Below are 21,762 nucleotides of genomic sequence, written 5' to 3' on the forward strand. Positions count from 1 at the left end.
TTGCGATGAGTACCGACGATAAACGCATCCGCGAATTCGCCTATCAAATCTGGGAATCGGAAGGTCAGCCTGATGGTCAGGAGGCGCGCCATTGGGAGATGGCACGCAAACTGGCCGAAGCTGAGGCGCTGGCGCTGAAGAAGCCACCGAAAGCCGCCGGCAGCAAAGCCGCGGGCAAAACTGCCGAGGTCAAGGCGCCGGCCGCCAAACCGAAACCGGCGGCCAAGGCCAAACCGGCCGGCGCCGCGAAAGTGATTCCCCCGGGCGAAAAACCCGCTGAGAAAAAGCCCCGAGCGCCGCGAAAGCCTTCGGCGATCTGACGCTTTAACGACGATTGAACTGAATGACCGTGTGGCGGGTTCGCTCGCCACCGAAGGCTAACTCGCCCTGAAGAAATACACAATTCCCTTGTGGGAGCGAGCTTGCTCGCGAATGCGATCTGCCATTCAACATTGAAGTCGACTGACACTCCGCCTTCGCGAGCAAGCTCGCTCCCACAGGGGATTGGTGTTAACCGAACCATCCCGATTTTTTGCAGGAGCAATCATGACCCGTCCAAAGAATGCCGAGCCCACCGCGCACGCCGAGCCATCCAGAATCCGTGAAGGCCTGCCCTTCCCGCTCGGTGCGACCTGGGATGGGCTGGGGGTGAACTTTGCTCTGTTTTCCGCCAACGCCACCAAGGTCGAACTGTGCATCTTCGACGATGCCGGTGAAGTCGAACTCGAACGCATCGAACTGCCGGAGTACACCGACGAGATCTACCACGGCTATCTACCCGACGCGCATCCCGGACTGATATACGGCTACCGCGTCTACGGCCCGTACGACCCGGCCAACGGTCACCGTTTCAACCACAACAAATTGCTCATCGACCCGTACGCCAAGCAACTGGTCGGCGAACTGAAATGGTCGGAAGCGCTGTTCGGCTACACCATCGGCCACCCCGACGCCGACCTCAGTTTCGATGAACGCGACAGCGCACCGTTTGTGCCCAAGTGCAAAGTCATCGACCCGGCGCACACCTGGGGCAACGACCACCGCGTCAGCGTGCCGTGGGACAAAACCATCATTTATGAAACCCACGTGCGCGGTATCAGCATGCGCCACCCCTCGGTGCCGGAGAATGTGCGCGGCACCTTTGCCGGGCTGATGGTCGACGATGTCCTTGAGCACATCCGCAAGCTCGGCGTGTCCACCGTCGAGTTGCTGCCGATTCACGCCTTCGTCAACGACCAGCATTTGCTGCACAAAGGCATGACCAATTACTGGGGCTATAACAGCATCGCCTTCTTCGCCCCGGACCCGCGCTATCTGGCCAGCGGCAAGATTGCCGAATTCAAGGAGATGGTTGCGCACCTGCACGAAGCCAATCTCGAAGTGATTCTCGACGTGGTCTATAACCACACCGCCGAGGGCAACGAGCAAGGCCCGACCCTGTCGATGCGCGGTATCGACAACGCCTCGTACTACCGCTTGATGCCCGACGACAAGCGCTTCTATATCAACGATTCCGGCACCGGCAACACCCTCGACCTGAGCCACCCGTGCGTGCTGCAAATGGTCACCGACTCGCTGCGTTACTGGGCCAGTGAGATGCATGTCGACGGTTTCCGTTTCGATCTGGCAACCATTCTCGGCCGCTATCACGACGGTTTCGACGAGCGTCACAGCTTCCTCGTCGCCTGCCGCCAAGACCCGGTGCTGCGTCAGGTGAAGATGATCGCCGAACCGTGGGACTGTGGCCCCGGCGGCTATCAGGTCGGCAACTTCCCGCCGGGCTGGGTCGAGTGGAACGACAAGTTCCGCGACACCGTGCGCGCGTTCTGGAAAGGTGACGACGCTCAGGTTGCCGATTTCGCCAGTCGCATGACCGCGTCCGGCGAGATGTTCAACCAGCGCGGGCGGCGGCCGTATTCGTCGGTGAACTTCATCACCGCCCACGACGGTTTTACCCTCAACGATCTGGTCTCGTACAACGACAAACACAACGAAGCCAACGACGAGAACAATCAGGACGGCAGCAACAACAACCTGTCGTGGAACCACGGCGTCGAAGGCCCCACCGACGATCCCGAGATCAACGCCCTGCGCCATCGGCAGATGCGCAACTTCTTCGCCACCCTGCTGCTCGCCCAAGGCACGCCGATGATCGTCGCCGGCGATGAATTCGCCCGAACCCAGGACGGCAACAACAACGCCTATTGCCAAGACAGCGAGATCGGTTGGGTCAATTGGGACCTGAGCGAAGACGGCAAGGCGCTGCTGAAATTCGTCAAACGTCTGATCAAGCTGCGACTGGCCTATCCGATCCTGCGCCGTGGGCGTTTCCTGGTCGGCGAGTACAACGAAGATATCGGCGTCAAGGACGTCACCTGGCTGGCACCGGACGCCACCGAGATGACCACCGAACACTGGCACGATGCGCACAACCGCTGCTTGGGCATGTTGCTCGATGGCCGCGCGCAGGAAACCGGGATTCGCCGCAAAGGTGCGGATGCGACGCTGCTGCTGGTGGTCAACGCCCATCATGACATCGTCAATTTCACCTTGCCGGAAGTGCCGGAGGGCAGCTTCTGGACGTGCATGATCGATACCAACCAGCCATCGATCCGTGGCCAGGAACGCTTCGATTTCGGCCACGAATACTCGGTCACCGGACGCTCGCTGCTGCTGTTCGAACTGCAACGTGATGAAGAAGATTGATATGGATCTGCACAGTTATCTCGCCCGACGCCCAGCGGACTATCCGCACACCGTAGCCCTCGGCAATTGCTTGCGGGCGCTGGTCGAAGCCGGGCTGGATCGGTTGCCGTTACCGGGCAGCGGCCACACGCTGGAGCGCTTTCAGCGGCTGGCCGAGGTCGGCGGGCATGATCTGGGTTTGTGCAAATTGTTCGAAGGTCATACCGACGCACTGGCGATCATTGAGCAATTGGGCGGTTCACCGACACCGGGCAGTACGTGGGGCATGTGGGCGGCGGAACCGCCGCAGGCACGGGTCAAAGTCAGTCCGGCCGGGCACATGGTCGCACTGCATGGACGCAAGGCATGGTGCTCCGGCGCCGCCGTGCTCAGCCATGCCTTGCTGACCGCATGGGATGGCGACGATCAGCAACAACTGGTCGCCGTCGCCCTCGATCAACCGGGTGTAACCGTCACTGAACAGGGCTGGCAAGCGGTGGGCATGGCCGCCACCGGCAGCGTTGAAGTGTTGTTTGACGGTGCCGAAGCGCAGGCCATCGGCAACCCCGGCGACTATCTGCAACGCCCGGGTTTCTGGCAAGGCGGGATCGGTATTGCCGCATGCTGGTACGGCGCCGCGCGGCAAATCGCCGAAGCGTTGCGCAGCCAGTGTGGCCAACGCGCGGAACCCCACGCCCTCGCCCATCTCGGCGCGGTCGACAGTGCCTTGCAAGCGGCGGCGGATGTGTTGCGTTTCAGCGCGCTGCACATCGATGCACACCCCGAGGACCACGCCGAACTGCTCGCTCGTCGGGCCCGCGCGGTGGTCGAACAATCTGCCGAACAGGTGATGCGTGAGGTCGGTCGCGCCCTCGGCGCCGGACCGTTTTGCAAGGATCGGCAGTTTGCCCGGCTCAGCGCCGATCTGCCGGTGTTCTTGCGCCAAAGCCATGCCGAACGGGATCTGGCTGCGCTCGGGCAATTGGTTGCCGGGCAATCCAGTGAGGTATGGACGCTATGAAAACCAATCCGATTGTCGGCCAGGGCACCAGCCTGCATCAGTGGCAGGCTTCGCGGCATCTGGCGGAGCTGGACAGCATCGACATCCTCAGTCTGGTGCCACCGGGCGCGCGGGCGGTAATTGTCGCGCCGCACCCGGACGACGAAGTGCTCGGTTGTGGCGGCCTGCTGCAATTGCTCGCCGCTGCCGGCCGGCCTGTGCAATTGATTTCGGTGACCGACGGCAGCGCCAGTCACCCCGGTTCCAGTCGTTGGCCGGTGGAGCGACTGAGCGTGGTGCGCCCACAGGAATCCGCCGAAGCGCTGCGCCGACTTGGTTTGCCCATGCATCGGGTGAAATGGCTGCGCGGCGGTTTTACCGACACTCAGGTCGCGGCTCAGGAAGCCGAGCTGGTCGATTTCATTGCGCGTCATTTGCGAGCCGATGACGTGCTGTTCGCAACTTGGAGTGAGGACGGCCATTGCGACCACGAAGCGGTCGGCCGCGCCAGTGCCGAAGCTGCGCGCCGGGTCGGGGCAACCTGCCATGAACTGCCGGTGTGGACCTGGCACTGGGCAACCCCGGAAGACGCCTTCGTGCCGTGGCAACGCGCACGCAAGATTCTTCTGACGCCGGCGCAAGTCGCGCGCAAGCGCCATGCGGTGCACGCCTTCGCCAGTCAACTGGAGGGCGATCCGGACGCCGGACTCGGTCCAGTGCTCGCGCCGTATGTGCTCGATCGCCTGCTGCAACCTTTCGAAGTGGTGTTTCTATGAGTGTCGAAGATCGCTATTTCGATGGCCTGTTTGCCGGCAACGACGACCCTTGGGCCTTCCGCGAGCGCTGGTACGAGCAGCGCAAACGCGCGATCACCCTCGCCGCCCTGCCGCGTCCGCACTATCGGGCGATCTTTGAACCGGGCTGCGCCAACGGCGAGTTGAGCGCCGAACTCGCCGCACGTTGTGATCGCTTGCTGTGCTGTGACACGGCCAGTGCGGCGGTGACTCTGGCGCGCACGCGTCTGAGCCTGTTCGATCACGCCGAAGTGCGACAAAACCGTCTTCCCGGCGACTGGCCGGAGGAAAAATTCGACCTGATCGTATTTAGCGAGATCGGCTACTACCTCGACGGCGAAGATCTGACAGACGTGATCCGTCGGGCCAGTGAATGCCTGACTGCCGACGGCCAGTTTCTCGCCTGCCACTGGCGTCCGCCCATCGACGGCTGCCCGCTGAATGCACGGCAGGTGCACGACCTGATCCACGAAAAACTGCATCTGCCGCGAGTGGTTTTGCATCAGGAAGCGGACTTCATTCTTGAGGTGTGGAGCCGCGAACCGCGCTCGGTGGCGGCATTGGAGGGCTTGCGATGATCGGCATTCTGATCCCGGCGCACAACGAGGAAGACTTGCTCGACGACTGCCTGAGCGCGGCCATGCGCGCCAGCCGCCACGGTTTGCTGGCTGGCGAAAAGGTTGAAGTGTTGGTGGTGCTCGACAGCTGCACCGACCGCTCGGCGCAGATTGTCAGCCGCTATCCGGTGCTGAGCCTGCACATCGATGCACGCAATGTCGGCCAGGCCCGGGCGGCCGGCGCACAGCTGTTGCTGGAACGCGGAGCACGCTGGATCTCTTGCTCGGACGCCGACAGTCGCGTGGCCGACGACTGGCTGGTGGCACAGCTGGGGTTGGGTGCCGACGCGGTATGCGGTACCGTCACGGTCGAACGCTGGCACGAGTCGTTCGATGCAGCGGCGCAAATCCGCTACCACCGGCATTACCGTGCCTGCGATGGCCATCGGCATATCCACGGCGCCAATCTGGGCATCAGCGCCGATGCCTATCGCTGGGCCGGGGGCTTTAAACCGTTGGCGTGCGACGAAGATGTGCAATTGGTGCGGGAGCTGGAACTCGACGGTGCGAACATCGCCTGGAGTCATCGCCCGCAAGTGCTCACCAGCGCTCGCTTCGACAGCCGTGCGCGCGGTGGCTTTGGTGACTATCTGCGAAATCTGGCACAGATAGAGCAAAAAAAAGCGGATCAGATTGATCTGTGACGCGACGAATTTAGCTTCATGAGCAATACTCTGCTGCGCGGCAATCCAGGGTTTGGAGCGTCGCTGGGCAATCAACCAGCCTTCACGGGTCGGTAGCGTCGGGCAATCACTGTCACGCGCACGACTGAGGGCGAGTCAACACAAGGACGTCATATCATGAAACCGTTAACCCTCAGTGACAGCAGTTCGCCGGCGCAAATCTGGAACAGCGCCGCGCAACTGGACAACATTCCCGTGATCAATACCCGCAGTCTGGTGCCCGACGGTGCCCGCGCCGTGGTCATCGCGCCGCATCCGGGTGATGAAGTGGTCACCTGCGGTGGCCTGCTGCAATTACTCTCCAGCCTCGGTCATCCGCTGCAATTGCTCTCCATCACCGATGGCAGCGCCAGCCATCCGGGTTCCCGACAATGGTCGGAAAAGCGCCTGAGCGTGTTCCGCCCGCAGGAAAGCGTCGAAGCCCTGCGCCGCCTCGGCCTGCCGATGCACAGCCTGAAATGGGTGCGTGGCGGCTTCACCGACAACGCTCTGTGCGACCAGCAAGCGCAAGTGACCGAATTCATCAGCCGCTACCTGCGCCCCGGCGACGTGGTGTTCAGCACCTGGCGCGGCGATGGCAACGACGACCATGAAGCGGTGGGCCGGGCCAGTGCGCAAGCGGCGGAACAGGCCGGCGCGACCTTCCACGATGTACCGGTGTGGGCCTGGCACTGGCCCGAGCGCGACCAGCAACTGATCCCTTGGGAACGCGCGCGCAAACTACGCCTCGACACCTGGACCGTGGCGCGCAAAAGCCACGCGACCCACGCCTATGCCAGCCAGCTCAACGGTGAACCGGCGATCGGCATTGCGCCGATGCTGCCGCCGGTGATCCTGGAGCGGATGCGTTTGCCCTACGAAATCGTGTTTGTCTGAATCTCTGAATCTCTGAATCTTTGATTCCCTGTGGGAGCGAGCTTGCTCGCGAAGAGGCCGTCACATTCAATATTTGTGTCGACTGGACCGACGCCTTCGCGAGCAAGCTCGCTCCCACAGGGTTTGATGCGCAATCGAAATTATCCAGAAGGAACTGCCGCCCCTCCCCATCAGTCGCATGAATAAGCGGCCCGCAATCCAGAGGAGTGAACGTGTCCAGCGATCCCAAGCGTCATGTTGTCGACGCGCCCGTCATCCATCGTTTAAGGGTGCTGACGGTCAACACCCACAAGGGTTTCACCGCACTCAATCGGCGTTTCATTCTGCCGGAACTGCGTGAAGCGGTGCGCAGCACCTCGGCCGATCTGGTGTTTCTGCAGGAAGTAGTGGGTGAACACGAACGCCATTCGAACCGCTACAACGAATGGCCGCAAACCTCGCAATACGAGTTTCTCGCCGACAGCATGTGGAGCGATTTCGCTTACGGGCGCAACGCCGTCTATCCCGACGGCCACCACGGCAATGCGCTGCTGTCGAAATACCCGATCCGTGAATACCGCAACCTCGATGTGTCGATCACCGGCCCTGAACGCCGGGGCCTGCTGCATTGTGTGCTCGACGTACCGGGGCACGCTGAGGTCCACGCGATCTGCGTGCATTTGAGTCTGCTCGAAAGCCATCGGCAATTGCAGTTGCAACTGCTCTGCCAGTTGCTCGAATCCCTGCCCGACGACGCTCCGGTGATCATCGCCGGTGACTTCAACGACTGGCAGCTACAGGGCAACGCCGCCCTCGCCCGTCGTGACTACCTGCACGAAGCCTTCGAGCGTCATCACGGGCGTCCGGCGAAGACCTACCCGGCGCGGTTTCCATTGCTGCGGCTGGACCGGATCTATCTGCGCAATGCCAGCAGCCATGACCCACGGATCCTCGGCAACAAGCCGTGGACACATCTGTCGGATCATCTGCCACTGGCCGTCGAAGTGCACCTGTAGCCGCAATAGTGACAGTAATGCAGGACGCGATGGATCAACTCATTCGGCGGTTCCACGTTACCGACAGACCATCTGTCGGTAACTGAACGCCTCTGAGTCGGGGCTTTCGCTGCGTTCCTCCATACAAACAACCACTTAGTTATGTGCAGAAAAACAAACGCTTGCAAAGCCCGATTTGATACTACCGCTCATCGTTCAATTTCTTGACGGGGGCGCGCGACTCTTCTTATCTCTACCTTACTACCCCCGGAATCACTACCCGGGACGAGCCTTCGGACACTCGCGAAATCGAGCGGCCACGGTTCGCCCCGCTCCATTCGGTCGCCCCTCGTTCGGGGTAGGAGAGACGCCACACAGAGAGAATGCATGCGCCTGCAAGGTAGACCTCCATGAAAATTTCCATCAGCCCACACGAGATCAAAATCACTTTCTGCACAGTGTCGAGTTCAATCTTGCTGTGCTCATCCATGGAGGCGCAGGCCGGTCCTGCGGCGGATGAAACGACCCCGTGGTATCGCGCGGATGTCCCCGTGATGACCTTGCCCGCCACCGTCATCACCCCCGGGCCGCAACGCTTCAGCCCACGGCCCGATCTGCAAGGCACACGCTTGATTACCGAAGACCTCGCACCGTCAGCCTGGGATGAACTGTACGGCAGAAGCGCCCGGCAGGCGCAGACCGATGTGCTGTCGTCAGGCTACGCGATGCCCGGCAGTGGCGACTTCAAAGGCCCCGCCGTGTTGACTCTGCAAAGTGGTAGCCATACCCAAAAAATCGGCCTGATTGGTGGTCTCAACCAGATTCAAGCCAATGGCAACGGCGTGCTCACCAGTCGCGCTTTGGCCGATCCGAACAGTGACACCCTCAATCTGCAAGGCCAAAGCCTTGGCGCTTATTACAGCCTGATCGGCGCCCAGGGCTGGCACGTGGATTTATCCGCCAGTGGCGGCCGGGTCAGCGGCTTCAGTCGCAACGGCCAAGGCGCCCGGCAAGCCACCGAAGGCAGCGCAATGACCTTCTCGGTCGAAGGCGGTTTTCCGATTGGCCTGAGTGAAAACTGGGTGGTCGAACCGCAGGCGCAATTGATCAATCAACGCATCACCCTAGACACGCCGTACGCCGGCTCGGGCAATGCTTCTTCCTCCGATCTGACGGCGTGGAGCGGCCGCGTCGGCGCACGGTTGAAAGGCAGTTACGATTTGAATGGCTTGCCGGTCGAACCCTATGTGCGCACCAACCTCTGGCACACGGTGTACACCGGCAATACCGTGACACTGGATCAGGTCGACAAGATCAGCAGCAGCCGCAAATCATCCACTGTTGAGTTGGGATTGGGCCTGGTGGCGCGGGTGACGCCGGCGGTGAGTCTGTATGTCAGTGCGGATTACAGCAGTGATGTCGATGACAATGACTTGAACGGGATTATTGGCAGCCTTGGGGTGCGGATGCGTTGGTAGCGTTTGGCTTGGCGGCGATAGTGTTTGTGCTGACGCCATCGCGAGCAGGCTCACTCCTACAAGGGGAACGCATTCCAAGTGTAGGAGTGAGCCTGCTCGCGATGGCAGCAACTCGGTACTGGATCAGCCCTCCGGTTTGAGGATCAACACCGCCAACGGCGGCAGGTTCAGTTCCAGCGACAACGACTGGCCATGACTCGGCACTTCCTCGGTAAACGCCCCGCCGCCATTGCCGTAATTGGAACCGGCATAGGTGTCGGCATCGCTATTAAGCAGCTCAGTCCAGCGCCCGGCAAACGGCACACCCACACGATACGACTGCCGTGGCACCGGCGTGAAGTTGGCCACCACCAGCACCGGCTCACCTTCCTTGCTCCAGCGCAGCCAGGCATAGACGCTGTTGATCGCATCGTCGCCGATCAACCACTGAAAACCCTGCGGCGCGTCGTCCTGGTCATGCAGCGCCGGCTCCTCGCGATACAGCCGATTGAGATCACCAACCAGTTTCTGCACACCTTTGTGCTCGGAGTACTGCAGCAGATACCAGTCCAGTTGCTGATCGTGATTCCACTCGCGCCACTGGCCAAATTCGCAGCCCATGAACAACAGCTTCTTGCCCGGGTGGGTCCACATGAAGCTCAGATAGGCGCGCAGGTTGGCGAATTTCTGCCAGCGATCACCCGGCATCTTGTCGATCAGCGAATGCTTGCCGTGCACCACTTCATCGTGCGAGATTGGCAGGATGAAACGCTCGGACCAGGCGTAGACCAGGCCAAAACTCAACTCGTTGTGATGGTGCGCGCGGTATACCGGATCCTGCTGAATGTAATGCAGCGAATCGTGCATCCAGCCCATGTTCCATTTATAGGCAAACCCCAAGCCGCCCTGCTGCGTACTTTGGCTGACACCCGGCCAAGCGGTGGATTCTTCAGCGATGACCAGCGCACCCGGCGCTTCCAGTTCGACCACATCGTTCAAATGCCGGAGGAAATCGATGGCTTCGAGATTTTCCCGGCCGCCATGACGGTTAGGCACCCATTCGCCGGCCTTGCGCGAATAGTCGCGATAAAGCATCGACGCCACCGCATCGACGCGCAGACCGTCGACATGGAAATGCTTCAACCAGTGGAGCCCCGAGGCCAGCATGTAGCCGTGCACTTCGGTGCGCCCGAGGTTGTAGATCAACGTGTCCCAATCCTGATGAAAACCTTCCAGAGGATTGCCGTACTCGTACAGCGCGGTGCCGTCGAACTGCGCCAGACCGTGGGTATCGGTAGGGAAATGCGCCGGCACCCAGTCGAGAATCACGCCGATCTCGGCCCGGTGGCAGGCGTCGACGAATTCGGCGAACTGCGCCGGAGAGCCATAGCGCGCGCTCGGCGCAAATTGCGAGAGCAGCTGATAACCCCAGGAACCGCCGAACGGGTGCTCCATGATCGGCATCAGCTCGATATGGGTAAAACCCAGCTCCTTGACGTAGGGAATCAGCCGCTCAGCCAACTCCGGCCAGGTGTACTGGCGCGCCACTTCGCCGAGATCATCCAGCTCGCATTGCCACGAACCTGCGTGCAGTTCGTAGATCGACAGCGGCGCCGAATGCTTGTGGCGGTCACGGCGGCTGTTCATCCAGTCCTGATCCTGCCAGTCGATCTGCAGGGGTTCCGCGACTTTTGACGCGGTATCCGGCGGCAGGCTGGTGGCCAGCGCCATCGGGTCGGCCTTGAGCGGCAGGATCCCGTGGGCGCCGAGAATTTCATATTTGTACAGCTCGCCCGCTTGCAGGCGCGGGATAAACAATTCCCAGACCCCGGACGGATGACGCAAGCGCATCGGATGACGGCGCCCGTCCCAGACGTTGAAATCCCCCACTACCGACACGCGCCGGGCATTCGGCGCCCACACGGCGAAACGCACGCCGTCGACGCCGTCCACGGTTTTCAGCTGCGCGCCGAGGCAGGCGCTGAGGTCACGGTGATTGCCTTCGGCGAACAGATACAAATCCATTTCACCGAGCAACTGGCCGAAGCTATACGGATCCTCGGCAACCTGTTCGCCGCCGGCCCAGCGCGTGCGCAACTGATACGGCCGCGCCTGATCGAAATGACCGACAAACAGCCCCGGTGTTTCGGTCTGCTCCAGTGGACCGCGTTCTTCGCCGCTGTCCTTGTCCAGCACCACGACACTCAACGCACCGGGTAGATAGGCGCGAATGAACTGCCCGCCAGCGCCATCGCCGTGCGGGCCAAGAATGGAAAAAGGGTCGTGATGTTCAGCGCGGACCAAGGCATCGATATCTTTCGCCGAGGGCAGCAATGCTTCTTTGACCACACCCTGTTCCCTGTTTGAGAAACTCATGACTACTCTCCACCAAGATCGGAAAAGGGTTTAAGCCCCGTCAATAACCCGTACAAACCGTGCAACGGCACGGGCAGCCACGTGGGGCGATTTTCGGCTTCATAGGCCACTTCATAGGCCGCCTTCTCCAGTCCGAACAACGCCAGCGCGGCGTCGGCACCTTCAGGATCTTGCCAGGCATGATCAAGACTAGCTGCCGCACGGCGATATGCCTGAACAAATGCCTCACGGGCCTCACGCAGATAACGCTCGGCGACCAGACGCCGCGCGGTTTCAGATTCAGCGCTGTGGTCAACGTTGTGCACGTTGATGGTCATCGCTGCCGCGTAATCGAAGGAGCGCAGCACACCACTGACATCTTTGTACGGACTGTGTTTGCCACGCCGCTCGCTCAATGGCCGGGCCGGTTCGCCCTCGAAGTCAATCAGATAGGCATCGCCCTTGATCACCAGTACCTGGCCCAAATGCAGATCGCCATGGACGCGAATGCGCAAACCGCCGACGGCTTTTTTCGCCAGATCCTGCACGTGGGCGAGGATGGTTTTTTTCTCGTCGACCAGCCGCTTCACCAATTTCTGATCCGCTGCGCTGAGTTCGCCCTGATGCTGCTTGAGCAGTTTCAAGGCGTGCTCGACCTGGGCCACAACATCCTTGCCCGTCGCCTGCATGTCCTTGGCCGTCGACACCTGCGGCGCGAAGTCGGCATTGTCGGTGCGTGCGGCGAGCACTTCGTGCATTTCACCCAGACGTTGGCCGAGCATGCCGGCAAAATCCTTCAACTCGCCGAGGGCGTTGTAATGCTGTTCCTGCTCGGACATGGCATCGGCCAGTTCATCGCGCAGCGCCCGTTCGAGGTTGTTTTGCGTCCATTCCCAGGCGTCGCCCTGATTGCTCAGATAGCCTTGGGCGATCATCAGCAGATTGTCCTCGCCCTTGGCATCGCGGCGGATCACCGAGCCGAGCAGCGGAGAGATATTGGCAAATCCGGCCTCGGTCAGGTAAGCGCTCATCTCCAGTTCCGGGTGTACGCCAGAAGCGACTTTACGTATCAGCTTGAGCACCAGACTGTTGCCGATCACCACCGAACTGTTCGATTGCTCGGCGGACAGATAACGCACCTCCGACTCTGCACCCAGGCCGAGTTTTTCCAGATGCGGCGTCGGTGCGAAGCGGATTTCACCCTCATTCGACTCCAATACCGTGTTGTTCTGCATGCCTTGCAGCACCGCACGAATAAACGCTTCGAGGCTGAACGCGTCGGTGATCAGACCGACTTGTCGTACACGGCGTACACGGGACAAGGCCAATTGCTGCGGCAACGCCGGGCCAACCTGATCTTCGGCAATAAAGCCGAACGGCAGTTGATAGCGACTGGTCTGCCCGCCGCTGGTGACTTCGACTTCGCTGAGCAGCACCGGATGCTGCGCATCGCCGAAACGCACGCCATAGGCCAGATGCACCTTGTCGATGGCCGCGTCCTTGCCGGCGAACCAACGGCGGTTCTGCAGCCAGCTCGGCAGAATGCTTTGTTCCAGCGTCGTCCGTGACGGTGCTTCGAGCAGTTCTTCCATGCGTTTTTTCAGTACCAGCGTGGTGAAGTCCGGCAGGCTCTGCGCCGGTTCGACGTGCCAGCTCGGCATCTGGTTTTCCGCCGCCAGCGCGAACCAATAGAAACCGTACGGCGCCAGGGTCAGGAGGAAATTCAACTGACCAATCGGCGGGAACGCATTACCGCCGAGCATTTCCACCGGCACCATGCCGACATAGGCCGACAGATCCAGCTCCACCGCTTGCGCACTACGCGAAACGTTGGCTACGCACAGAATGATTTCGTGTTTGCCGTCGACATCGGTGAATTCGCGGGTGTAAGCCAGCACGCGACGGTTGTTCGGCGAGAGCATTTTCAAGGTGCCACGGCCAAACGCCTTGGATTGTTTGCGCACCGCCAGCAGACGTCGGGTCCAGTTCAACAGCGAATGCGGATCGCCGGACTGGGTCTCAACGTTGACCGACAGATAGCCGTACTGCGGGTCCATGATCGGCGGCAGCACCAGACTCGCCGGATCTGCGCGGGAGAAGCCGCCGTTGCGGTCGATCGACCATTGCATCGGCGTACGCACGCCATCGCGGTCGCCAAGGTAAATGTTGTCGCCCATGCCGATTTCATCGCCGTAATACAACGTCGGCGTGCCTGGCATCGACAGCAGCAGGCTGTTGAGCAATTCGATGCGGCGGCGATCGCGCTCCATCAACGGCGCCAGACGCCGGCGGATGCCAAGGTTGATCCGCGCACGGCGGTCAGCGGCGTAGTAATTCCATAGATAGTCACGCTCTTTGTCGGTGACCATCTCCAGCGTCAGCTCATCGTGGTTGCGCAGAAAAATCGCCCACTGACAGTTGGCAGGAATTTCCGGGGTCTGGCGTAGAATATCGGTGATCGGGAAGCGATCTTCCTGGGCCAGCGCCATGTACATGCGCGGCATCAGCGGGAAGTGGAATGCCATGTGGCATTCGTCACCGTTAAGGCCCGCCGCATCGGTGTCGCCGAAGTACAGCTGAGTATCTTCCGGCCATTGGTTGGCCTCGGCGAGCAGCATGCGGTCGGGATAATTGGCGTCGATCTCGGCGCGGATCTGCTTGAGGACGTCGTGGGTCTCGGGCAGGTTTTCATTGTTGGTGCCGTCGCGCTCGATCAGATATGGAATGGCGTCGAGACGCAGACCATCGATGCCCATGTCCAGCCAGTAGCGCATCACCGAGAGCACGGCTTTCATCACTTGCGGGTTGTCGAAGTTCAGATCGGGCTGGTGCGAATAAAAACGGTGCCAGAAGTACTGGCCGGCGACCGGGTCCCAAGTCCAGTTGGATTTTTCCGTGTCGAGGAAAATGATCCGCGTGCCGTCGTATTTCTGATCGTCATCCGACCAGACATAGAAGTCCCGCGCCGCCGAGCCGGGCTTGGCCTTGCGTGCACGCTGGAACCACGGGTGCTGGTCGGAGGTGTGGTTGATGACCAGCTCGGTGATCACCCGCAAGCCGCGTTTGTGCGCCTCGGCGATAAAGCGCTTGGCGTCGGCCATGGTCCCGTAATCGCTGTGTACACCCCGGTATTCGGCGATGTCGTAGCCGTCATCGCGGCGTGGCGAGGGATAGAACGGCAACAGCCAGATGGTATTGACGCCGAGGTCGGCGATGTAATCGAGTTTGGCGATCAGGCCGGGAAAGTCGCCGATCCCGTCATTGTTGGAGTCGAAAAACGATTTGACGTGAACTTGATAGATCACCGCGTCCTTGTACCAGAGCGGGTCTTTGATAAAGGTGGCTGCCTTGGGTTTCTTCGCCATGTGAAACTCCTGAAAAATTCGTTTCTGCACAGAATCTGATTGTGCTGATCCCCCTGTAGGAGCTGCCGAAGGCTGCGATCTTTTGATCTTGCTTTTAAAAGATCGCAGCCTTCGGCAGCTCCTACAGGGGTTTGGGCAATGCTTAGGTGGCAGTGATTCGCCAAATGCCGAATGGCTGGTAAGCCGGGTCCAGGCGCATGAACTGGTATTTGCCGTGCCAGTCCCAGCGATGGCCGTTCATCAAGTCCTCGCCGTGGGTCGTCGCGTCGTCGGGCAGGCCCATTTCCCACAATGGCAGCTCGAAATTCGCCTCCTGCACGTTGTGCGGATCAAGGCTGACTGCGACCAGAATGAAATTGCTGCCGTCAAAGCTGCGCTTGCCGAAATACAGGATGTTGTCGTTCCACGCGTTGTAGACCTTCAGGCCCAAGTGCGTGTGCAGCGCCGGGTTCTGCCGGCGAATGCGGTTGAGCTGGGCGATCTCGGCAATGATGTTGCCGGGCGCGGTGAAGTCGCGGACGCGGATCTCGTACTTCTCCGAGTCGAGGTATTCCTCTTTGCCCGGCACCGGCGCCGACTCGCACAGCTCGAACCCCGAATACATGCCCCACAGGCCCGAGCCCATGGTCGCCAGCGCCGCACGGATCAGAAACCCCGGGCGCCCGGATTCGTGCAGAAACGCCGGGTTGATATCGGGCGTATTGACGAAGAAATTCGGTCGATAACACTCGCGCCATGGCGATTCATTCAGTTCGGTGAAATAGGCCGCCAGTTCAGCTTTGGTATTGCGCCAGGTGAAATAGGTGTAACTCTGGGTGTAACCGACCTTGCCCAGCCGCGCCATCATTGCCGGCGTGGTGAAGGCTTCGGCGAGAAAGATCACTTCCGGGTACAACGCGCGCACATCGGCGATCAGCCACTGCCAGAACGGCAACGGTTTGGTGTGTGGATTGTCGACGCGAAAGATCTTCACGCCCTCCTCGACCCAGCCAATGACGATGTCACGAAGCTCGACCCAGAGACTTGGAATCGCGTCCGGCGCATAAAAGTCGACGTTGACGATGTCCTGATATTTCTTCGGCGGGTTCTCGGCGTATTTGATCGTGCCGTCGGGGCGCCAGTTGAACCAGCCCGGATGCTGTTTGAGCCACGGGTGGTCCTGGGAACACTGGATGGCGAAGTCGAGGGCGATTTCCAGGCCATGATCGGCAGCAGCGGCGACCAGTCGGCGGAAGTCTTCGCGGGTGCCGAGTTGCGAGTGAATCGCCTCGTGGCCGCCCTCCTCGCTGCCGATGGCATATGGGCTGCCCGGATCATCAGGGCCGGCGGTCAATGAATTGTTGCGACCCTTGCGATGGGCGCGGCCAATCGGGTGGATCGGCGTGAAGTACAGCACGTCGAAGCCCATGTCCTGAATCATTGGCAGACGTGAGTGCACGTCGTTAAAGGTGCCATGACGGTGGCGATCGTCAGTGATCGAGCGCGGAAACAGTTCGTACCAACTGGCGAACTCAGCGAGTTCGCGCTCGACGTCCATGGGAAATTCGGGACTGACGCTCAAGTAGGCGCGATGATCGGCTTCAGCCATCAACTGCGCACTGCGCGAGTGCAGAAACAACGCGACCTGCTCGGTTTCGAGCAGCCCGGACAATTCGTGGTGCAACGCGGCAAGCTGTTCACTGAGCTGACCTTCGCTGCGGTCGGCGGCCTGTTGCACCATGCTGCGGCCTTCTTGCAGCTCGAGCGAAACGGGCACGGCAGCGTTGTGCTTCTTCTCCAGTTCATACTGGAAACTGGCGAATTGATCGATCCACGCTTCGATGCAATACAGGTAGCGCCCCTGATGTTCAGGGCGGAACTGGCCTTGCCAGCCATTATTGCCCTGATCGGTCATCACTTCGCTTTGCCAGGTCTCCTCGCCTTCCTCGCGCCAGCGGATGCGCACGGCGAGTTTGTCGTGGCCGTCGGCGAACACTTTGCTGGTGACCACCACTTCGCGGCCGGCAATCGACTTCACGGCGAACTGCCCGCCATCAAGAGTCGGCATGGTGTTTTCGATGGCAATGCGCGGCAGCAGCAACGCCTGCGACAGCGGCATGTGCGGGTTGTAGCTGAGTTCTGAGGGTCTTTCAGCAGTCATTGAGCATCTCTCCTTAACGCCCCAAGGACGCTCTTGTGCCGGATCAGTGTTCACAACGAAGCACCTGCCCCGAAATGAACTCACTTAGGTTCCGAGCGACCGGCGCCGGGAAAAGTTCAGATGAAATTACCGTGTCAGAAAAGCGGATCGAATTGCGTGCAGGGTGGTCAATCCACTTAAGCACTTCTCACGCCATGTGCCACACGGAGGTCAACAGATGAACATCCCGATCCCGGCCGAAACGCCTGATCCGAACATCGACAAACCCACTTTGCCCGAGACCGAGCCGCAGCCGATTCCGGAGCAGGAACCACCTGGCACTACGCCGCCGCCGAAAGAAGAACCGCCTAGCACGATGCCGCCCGTAATCGTCTGACTTGCGATAACTGATCGTTCCCACGCTCAGCGTCCCAAAGCGGACGCGGAGCGTCCATTGAGGCGTTCCCACGCAGAGCGTGGGAACGATCAACGTGACAACGATCAGTCAGTGGTCATCAGTCTTCTCCTCTTCTTTTTCGAAGAGCTTCACGATCCGCGGCATCACGCTGAAAATCCCCAGCGCCAGAAAGGTACTGAGCAGCGCCGTCGCTTCCCTGCCCAACCCCGCCGCGACACCAATGGCCGCCGTCATCCACAGCCCGGCAGCCGTGGTCAGGCCTTTGACATGGCCCTCATCGCCTTCCTTGTTTTTCAGGATAGTCCCGGCACCAAGAAAGCCGATCCCGGCGATCACCCCTTGCACCACGCGGCTCATTGCATCCGACTCTGCCCCCGACGTCTGCGGCACCAGCACAAACAGCGCGGCGCCGAGCGCCACCAACATATGCGTACGCACTCCGGCAGCCTTGCCCTTGTGCTCACGCTCGAACCCGAGAATGCCGCCCAAAATCGCCGCCATCAGCAGGCGCACGGTAATCCGCGTCAATTGCGATGCATCGCCGACGTCAGCGAATTCCGCCTGCAGGGTTTCCCACACTTCATGCCACCACGCGTTCATCCGGCAGTCCTTTCAAAGGGTCTATAAACGATGGACAGCGGCGACCATTAATCAGTTGCGCAGAACGATCAGCGCAGCGTGCGCCCTAACCTTGCAGACCTCCCTGAAAAAAGGACTGCTCCCATGCCCCTTCGAGTCGATGAATCCAACCCCGAACAAAAAGTGTGTTTTTTCACCGTCGAACATGGCGAGGAAATTCGCATTTGCGACACCCTGGAAGTCATGACGGATAGCGAAAAATCCATGTCGTTCGTGGAAATAGAAGGCCGACGCGTTTACATCAGCGAAAAAGAAGCTGACGCCTTGACCGTCGCAGGTGCCAAGGACGGACGCAAACACCTGAAAGCCGACGACAGTGATTCGGTGATTTGACTGACCCTGATCAACACCCCGCGCAAACGTCTGCGATAGGCGTTTGCGCCTTTGCCTGCGGGTTGCTTCAAGTTGTCGCAGGCACAGCGCAAAATCGCATCTGATCCGCTTTTTATTGAAATACCTGAGCCTGTTATGCAAACAGATCGACGCTCATAGTGCTCTGGCCTGATGGAGGCTGATGAGCGAATAACCATGAGCGAACAAATCCCCGTCCGAACCGTAGAAGCAACGCCAACCATTAAAAGTGTGCCCGCACGCCCAATGAAGGCGACGGCCAAGTCCAGCGACAACCAGATCCACACCCGCAGCTTCACCGGCCTGTTCCGCACCCTGCGCATGAGCGGCGCGGGATTTCTGTTCGTGCTGTTCTTCGGCACCGTGTGGCTGAACTGGGGCGGACGTCAGGCAGTGCTCTGGGACCTTTCCGAAAGCAAATTCCACATCTTCGGCGCGACGTTCTGGCCGCAGGATTTCATTCTGCTCTCGGCGCTGCTGATCATCGCCGCGTTCGGTTTGTTCGCCATCACCGTGTTCGCCGGCCGGGTCTGGTGCGGCTACACCTGCCCGCAGAGTTCGTGGACATGGATCTTCATGTGGTGCGAGAAAATCACCGAAGGCGAGCGCAACCAACGCATCAAACTGCAAGCCGCGCCGTGGAGCCTGAACAAACTGGCACGGCGCGCGGCCAAGCACACCCTGTGGTTGGCGATCAGTGTGCTGACTGGCCTGACTTTCGTCGGTTACTTCACGCCGATCCGGCCACTGGCCGAGGAACTGCTGACCCTGCAAATCGGCGGTGTCAGCCTGTTCTGGGTGCTGTTCTTCACCGCAGCCACCTACATCAACGCCGGTTGGTTACGTGAGGCGGTGTGCATGCACATGTGCCCGTATGCGCGGTTCCAGAGCGTGATGTTCGACAAGGACACCCTGGCGATTTCCTATGATGTGGCCCGTGGCGAAAACCGTGGCCCGCGTAAACGCGACGTGAAACCGCTCGAGGCTGGCCTGGGCGATTGCATCGACTGCCAGTTGTGCGTGCAGGTTTGCCCGACCGGCATCGACATTCGCGACGGCTTGCAGATGGAGTGCATCGGCTGCGCGGCGTGCATCGACGCCTGTGACTCGATCATGGACAAAATGAATTACCCGCGCGGGTTGATCCGCTACAGTTCCGAGCGCGAATTGCAGGGCGGCAAGACCCACCTGCTGCGCCCACGCTTGATCGGCTACACCGTGGTGCTGGTGGCGATGATCGGCGCATTGGCATTGGCGCTGGTCGAGCGGCCGATGGTCTCGCTGGACGTGACCAAGGATCGCGGCTTGTTCCGTGAAAACGGTCAGGGCCAGATCGAGAACATCTATAGCCTCAAAGTCATCAACAAGACCCAGCAACGCCAGGACTACAACCTGACGCTGGTGGAGGGCGATGGCTTCCAGTTGCAAGGCAAGACCGAACTGAGCCTGGCCCCGGGTGAGATTGTCGATGTGCCGGTGTCGGTGGCGATGACTACAGAGCGCCCGGCCAGCAGCTCGCAAACCTTGAGTTTCAAGATTGCCAACAGTGATGAGCCTGAGGTTTACAGCGTGGCGAAGAGCAGGTTTGTTGCGCCGATGAATCGTTGAGCCGTTAGAATCTTTTCCCCTCACCCCAGCCCTCTCCCGGGGGTAGAGGGGGCCGACCGAGGTGTCTGTCGCTATACATCGACCTGACAGACCGAGTCGATTGTGGATTCAGCAAAGCACTTTCAGACCGAGTCTGATCATGGATTCAGCAAAGCATTTTCAGGCTGAGTCGATTGTGGATTCAGCAAATCACTTTCAGGTCGGTGTATTTAGCAAGCATCCCCCAATCAGTCCCCTCTCCCTTTGGGAGAGGGCTAGGGTGAGGGGCAGTTCCCCTGACACACCTCATCATCAACCAGCACCAAGGCTCCTCGATGAAACGCTACGAAAAATTCGCCGACGACATCGCTGAACTGATCCGCTCCGGCGTCCTTGGCCCCGGCCAGCGCGTGCCTTCGGTGCGTTACGCCAGCCAGACCTACGGGGTCAGCCCGTCCACGGTGTTCCAGGCCTACTACCTGCTCGAACGCCGCGGACTGATCCGCGCGCGGCCGCGCTCCGGCTACTTCGTCAACACCCATGCGCCGAGCCCGTTTTCCGAGCCGGTGATCAGCAGCCACGTCAACGACTCCACCGAAGTCGACGTCAGCGAACTGGTGTTCTCGGTCCTCGATTCGATCAAAGACCCGAGCACGATCCCCTTCGGCTCGGCATTCCCCAGCCCGACGCTGTTCCCGCTGCAACGCCTGTCGCGCTCGCTGGCCAGCGCCGCCCGCGAGATGGACCCGCGCATGGTCGTCACCGACATGTCGCCGGGCAACCCGCAACTGCGCCGGCAAATCGCTCTGCGCTACATGGTCGGCGGCCTGATGCTGCCGATGGAAGAATTGCTGATCACCAACGGCGCCCTCGAAGCGCTGAACCTGTGCCTGCAAGCCGTCACCGAACCCGGCGATCTGGTGGCCATCGAAGCCCCGGCGTTCTACGCCAGCCTGCAAGTACTCGAACGGCTGAAGCTCAAAGCCGTGGAAATCCCCGTGCACCCGCGCGACGGCATCGACCTCGGCGTGCTCGCACAAACTCTGGAACGCCACCCGATCAAGGCCTGCTGGTGCATGACCAGTTTCCAGAACCCGATGGGCGCAACCATGCCTGAAGCGAAAAAACAGGAACTGGTAGAACTGCTACGCCACCATCAGGTGCCGCTGATCGAAGACGATGTCTACGCCGAGCTCTATTACGGCCAACAGGCACCGAAACCGGCCAAGGCTTTCGATACTGAAGGTCTGGTGATGCACTGCGGCTCGTTCGCCAAGAGCCTGGCCCCCGGCTACCGCATCGGCTGGGTGGCCGCCGGGCGCTATGCGCAGAAAATCGAACGACTAAAACTGATGACTTCGCTGTGTGCCTCGATGCCGGCGCAAGCGGCGATTGCCGACTACCTGCAACACGGCGGCTATGACCGGCATCTGCGCAAACTGCGCTACGCACTGGAAGAACAGCAGAGTGCGATGCTTGCTGCGATTGCCCGTTATTTCCCGGCGCAGACGCGGGTCAGCCAACCGGCCGGTGGTTACTTCCTGTGGCTGGAACTGCCACCGCAGATGGATTCATTGAAGTTGTTTCAGATGGCACTGGCGCAAGGCATCAGCATCGCCCCGGGGCCGATTTTCTCGCCGACGCAGCGCTTCAGGAATTGTATTCGGTTGAATTACGGCAGCCCTTGGACCGAGGACTCGGAAAAGGCCATGGAGACGTTGGGGCGGATTGTGCGGTCGTTCTGAAAGATTGTTGCTGACTGCACTGGCCCCATCGCTGGCAAGCCAGCTCCCACAGTGTTCTATGTCACCGCGTATGTTGTGTACGACACAGAAACCTGTG

The 21,762-nt window shown here is 60.4% G+C and carries 17 protein-coding genes; 13 read left to right on the forward strand and 4 right to left on the reverse strand.

Annotated features, from left to right (window positions below; translation table 11 throughout):
* Window positions 1-5 precede the first annotated feature (5 nt).
* The 9 genes from ACW9IR_RS08035 (at window position 6) to ACW9IR_RS08075 (ending at window position 9,107) form a co-directional block, all read left to right on the forward strand.
* Complete coding sequence (locus ACW9IR_RS08035) at window positions 6-320, forward strand: DUF2934 domain-containing protein (RefSeq protein WP_457462610.1); 315 nt, start codon at window positions 6-8, stop codon at window positions 318-320.
* A 226-nt stretch (window positions 321-546) separates the two neighbouring features.
* Window positions 547-2,706, forward strand: a complete 2,160-nt coding sequence (gene glgX / locus ACW9IR_RS08040; RefSeq protein ID WP_102900946.1) for a glycogen debranching protein GlgX — start codon at window positions 547-549, stop codon at window positions 2,704-2,706.
* A 1-nt stretch (window position 2,707) separates the two neighbouring features.
* Window positions 2,708-3,706, forward strand: a complete 999-nt coding sequence (locus ACW9IR_RS08045; protein ID WP_457462624.1) for an acyl-CoA dehydrogenase — start codon at window positions 2,708-2,710, stop codon at window positions 3,704-3,706.
* Window positions 3,703-4,461: a PIG-L deacetylase family protein gene (locus ACW9IR_RS08050; protein WP_110718609.1), complete on the forward strand. Its 759-nt coding sequence runs from the start codon at window positions 3,703-3,705 to the stop codon at window positions 4,459-4,461. The genes ACW9IR_RS08045 and ACW9IR_RS08050 overlap by 4 nt, the downstream gene beginning before the upstream one ends.
* Window positions 4,458-5,057 (forward strand): SAM-dependent methyltransferase, encoded by a 600-nt coding sequence (locus ACW9IR_RS08055; protein WP_186615496.1) that lies wholly within the window; start codon window positions 4,458-4,460, stop codon window positions 5,055-5,057. The genes ACW9IR_RS08050 and ACW9IR_RS08055 overlap by 4 nt, the downstream gene beginning before the upstream one ends.
* On the forward strand, window positions 5,054-5,740 hold the full coding sequence (locus tag ACW9IR_RS08060) for a glycosyltransferase (RefSeq protein ID WP_102900942.1): 687 nt from the start codon (window positions 5,054-5,056) through the stop codon (window positions 5,738-5,740). The genes ACW9IR_RS08055 and ACW9IR_RS08060 overlap by 4 nt, the downstream gene beginning before the upstream one ends.
* A gap of 156 nt (window positions 5,741-5,896) precedes the next feature.
* Window positions 5,897-6,655, forward strand: a complete 759-nt coding sequence (locus tag ACW9IR_RS08065) for a PIG-L deacetylase family protein (RefSeq protein WP_095118734.1) — start codon at window positions 5,897-5,899, stop codon at window positions 6,653-6,655.
* 212 nt (window positions 6,656-6,867) lie between these two features.
* The gene (locus ACW9IR_RS08070; protein WP_016985207.1) at window positions 6,868-7,650 is read left to right on the forward strand and encodes an endonuclease/exonuclease/phosphatase family protein; all 783 of its coding nucleotides are present in this window, start codon (window positions 6,868-6,870) and stop codon (window positions 7,648-7,650) included.
* 389 nt (window positions 7,651-8,039) lie between these two features.
* Window positions 8,040-9,107 carry an autotransporter domain-containing protein gene (locus ACW9IR_RS08075; RefSeq protein ID WP_457462614.1) on the forward strand — a complete coding sequence of 356 codons (1,068 nt, stop codon included), beginning with the start codon at window positions 8,040-8,042 and terminating at the stop codon, window positions 9,105-9,107.
* Between the two features lie 123 nt (window positions 9,108-9,230).
* Here ACW9IR_RS08075 and glgB read toward each other — a convergent pair whose 3' ends face one another.
* The 3 genes from glgB to ACW9IR_RS08090 all read right to left on the reverse strand — a co-directional run bounded on the left by glgB (window position 9,231) and on the right by ACW9IR_RS08090 (window position 16,946).
* Window positions 9,231-11,462 (reverse strand): 1,4-alpha-glucan branching protein GlgB, encoded by a 2,232-nt coding sequence (glgB, locus tag ACW9IR_RS08080; protein ID WP_457462616.1) that lies wholly within the window; start codon window positions 11,460-11,462, stop codon window positions 9,231-9,233.
* Between the two features lie 2 nt (window positions 11,463-11,464).
* The gene (treS, locus tag ACW9IR_RS08085) at window positions 11,465-14,806 is read right to left on the reverse strand and encodes a maltose alpha-D-glucosyltransferase (RefSeq protein WP_102900939.1); all 3,342 of its coding nucleotides are present in this window, start codon (window positions 14,804-14,806) and stop codon (window positions 11,465-11,467) included.
* Between the two features lie 142 nt (window positions 14,807-14,948).
* Window positions 14,949-16,946: an alpha-1,4-glucan--maltose-1-phosphate maltosyltransferase gene (locus ACW9IR_RS08090; RefSeq protein WP_457462618.1), complete on the reverse strand. Its 1,998-nt coding sequence runs from the start codon at window positions 16,944-16,946 to the stop codon at window positions 14,949-14,951.
* A gap of 217 nt (window positions 16,947-17,163) precedes the next feature.
* Between ACW9IR_RS08090 and ACW9IR_RS08095 the strand changes: the two genes are divergently transcribed.
* Window positions 17,164-17,322 carry a hypothetical protein gene (locus ACW9IR_RS08095; protein WP_016985118.1) on the forward strand — a complete coding sequence of 53 codons (159 nt, stop codon included), beginning with the start codon at window positions 17,164-17,166 and terminating at the stop codon, window positions 17,320-17,322.
* A gap of 108 nt (window positions 17,323-17,430) precedes the next feature.
* Here ACW9IR_RS08095 and ACW9IR_RS08100 read toward each other — a convergent pair whose 3' ends face one another.
* On the reverse strand, window positions 17,431-17,943 hold the full coding sequence (locus ACW9IR_RS08100; RefSeq protein ID WP_077572699.1) for an MgtC/SapB family protein: 513 nt from the start codon (window positions 17,941-17,943) through the stop codon (window positions 17,431-17,433).
* Between the two features lie 123 nt (window positions 17,944-18,066).
* Here ACW9IR_RS08100 and ACW9IR_RS08105 point away from each other — a divergent pair, with 123 nt between their 5' ends.
* The 3 genes from ACW9IR_RS08105 (at window position 18,067) to mapR (ending at window position 21,665) form a co-directional block, all read left to right on the forward strand.
* Entirely contained in the window at window positions 18,067-18,315 is a 249-nt protein-coding gene (locus tag ACW9IR_RS08105) for a DUF3203 family protein (RefSeq protein ID WP_110718614.1), read from the forward strand.
* Between the two features lie 195 nt (window positions 18,316-18,510).
* The gene (gene ccoG, locus ACW9IR_RS08110) at window positions 18,511-19,941 is read left to right on the forward strand and encodes a cytochrome c oxidase accessory protein CcoG (protein WP_457462621.1); all 1,431 of its coding nucleotides are present in this window, start codon (window positions 18,511-18,513) and stop codon (window positions 19,939-19,941) included.
* Between the two features lie 314 nt (window positions 19,942-20,255).
* On the forward strand, window positions 20,256-21,665 hold the full coding sequence (gene mapR / locus ACW9IR_RS08115; RefSeq protein WP_102898926.1) for a GntR family transcriptional regulator MpaR: 1,410 nt from the start codon (window positions 20,256-20,258) through the stop codon (window positions 21,663-21,665).
* Window positions 21,666-21,762 lie beyond the last annotated feature (97 nt).

This window comes from Pseudomonas sp. SDT291_1_S447 (genome assembly GCF_054070155.1).

What these genes read in the sequence shown, in the direction of transcription:
- ACW9IR_RS08035 (WP_457462610.1), top strand. Translation starts at nt 6, where the DNA reads ATGAGTACCGACGATAAACGCATCCGCGAATTCGCCTATCAAATCTGG.
- ACW9IR_RS08060 (WP_102900942.1), top strand. Translation starts at nt 5,054, where the DNA reads ATGATCGGCATTCTGATCCCGGCGCACAACGAGGAAGACTTGCTCGAC.
- mapR (WP_102898926.1), top strand. Translation starts at nt 20,256, where the DNA reads ATGAAACGCTACGAAAAATTCGCCGACGACATCGCTGAACTGATCCGC.
- ACW9IR_RS08065 (WP_095118734.1), top strand. Translation starts at nt 5,897, where the DNA reads ATGAAACCGTTAACCCTCAGTGACAGCAGTTCGCCGGCGCAAATCTGG.
- ACW9IR_RS08090 (WP_457462618.1), bottom strand. Translation starts at nt 16,946, where the DNA reads ATGACTGCTGAAAGACCCTCAGAACTCAGCTACAACCCGCACATGCCG.
- ACW9IR_RS08075 (WP_457462614.1), top strand. Translation starts at nt 8,040, where the DNA reads ATGAAAATTTCCATCAGCCCACACGAGATCAAAATCACTTTCTGCACA.
- ACW9IR_RS08095 (WP_016985118.1), top strand. Translation starts at nt 17,164, where the DNA reads ATGAACATCCCGATCCCGGCCGAAACGCCTGATCCGAACATCGACAAA.
- ACW9IR_RS08105 (WP_110718614.1), top strand. Translation starts at nt 18,067, where the DNA reads ATGCCCCTTCGAGTCGATGAATCCAACCCCGAACAAAAAGTGTGTTTT.
- glgX (WP_102900946.1), top strand. Translation starts at nt 547, where the DNA reads ATGACCCGTCCAAAGAATGCCGAGCCCACCGCGCACGCCGAGCCATCC.
- ccoG (WP_457462621.1), top strand. Translation starts at nt 18,511, where the DNA reads ATGAGCGAACAAATCCCCGTCCGAACCGTAGAAGCAACGCCAACCATT.
- ACW9IR_RS08055 (WP_186615496.1), top strand. Translation starts at nt 4,458, where the DNA reads ATGAGTGTCGAAGATCGCTATTTCGATGGCCTGTTTGCCGGCAACGAC.
- ACW9IR_RS08100 (WP_077572699.1), bottom strand. Translation starts at nt 17,943, where the DNA reads ATGAACGCGTGGTGGCATGAAGTGTGGGAAACCCTGCAGGCGGAATTC.
- glgB (WP_457462616.1), bottom strand. Translation starts at nt 11,462, where the DNA reads ATGAGTTTCTCAAACAGGGAACAGGGTGTGGTCAAAGAAGCATTGCTG.
- ACW9IR_RS08050 (WP_110718609.1), top strand. Translation starts at nt 3,703, where the DNA reads ATGAAAACCAATCCGATTGTCGGCCAGGGCACCAGCCTGCATCAGTGG.
- treS (WP_102900939.1), bottom strand. Translation starts at nt 14,806, where the DNA reads ATGGCGAAGAAACCCAAGGCAGCCACCTTTATCAAAGACCCGCTCTGG.
- ACW9IR_RS08045 (WP_457462624.1), top strand. Translation starts at nt 2,708, where the DNA reads ATGGATCTGCACAGTTATCTCGCCCGACGCCCAGCGGACTATCCGCAC.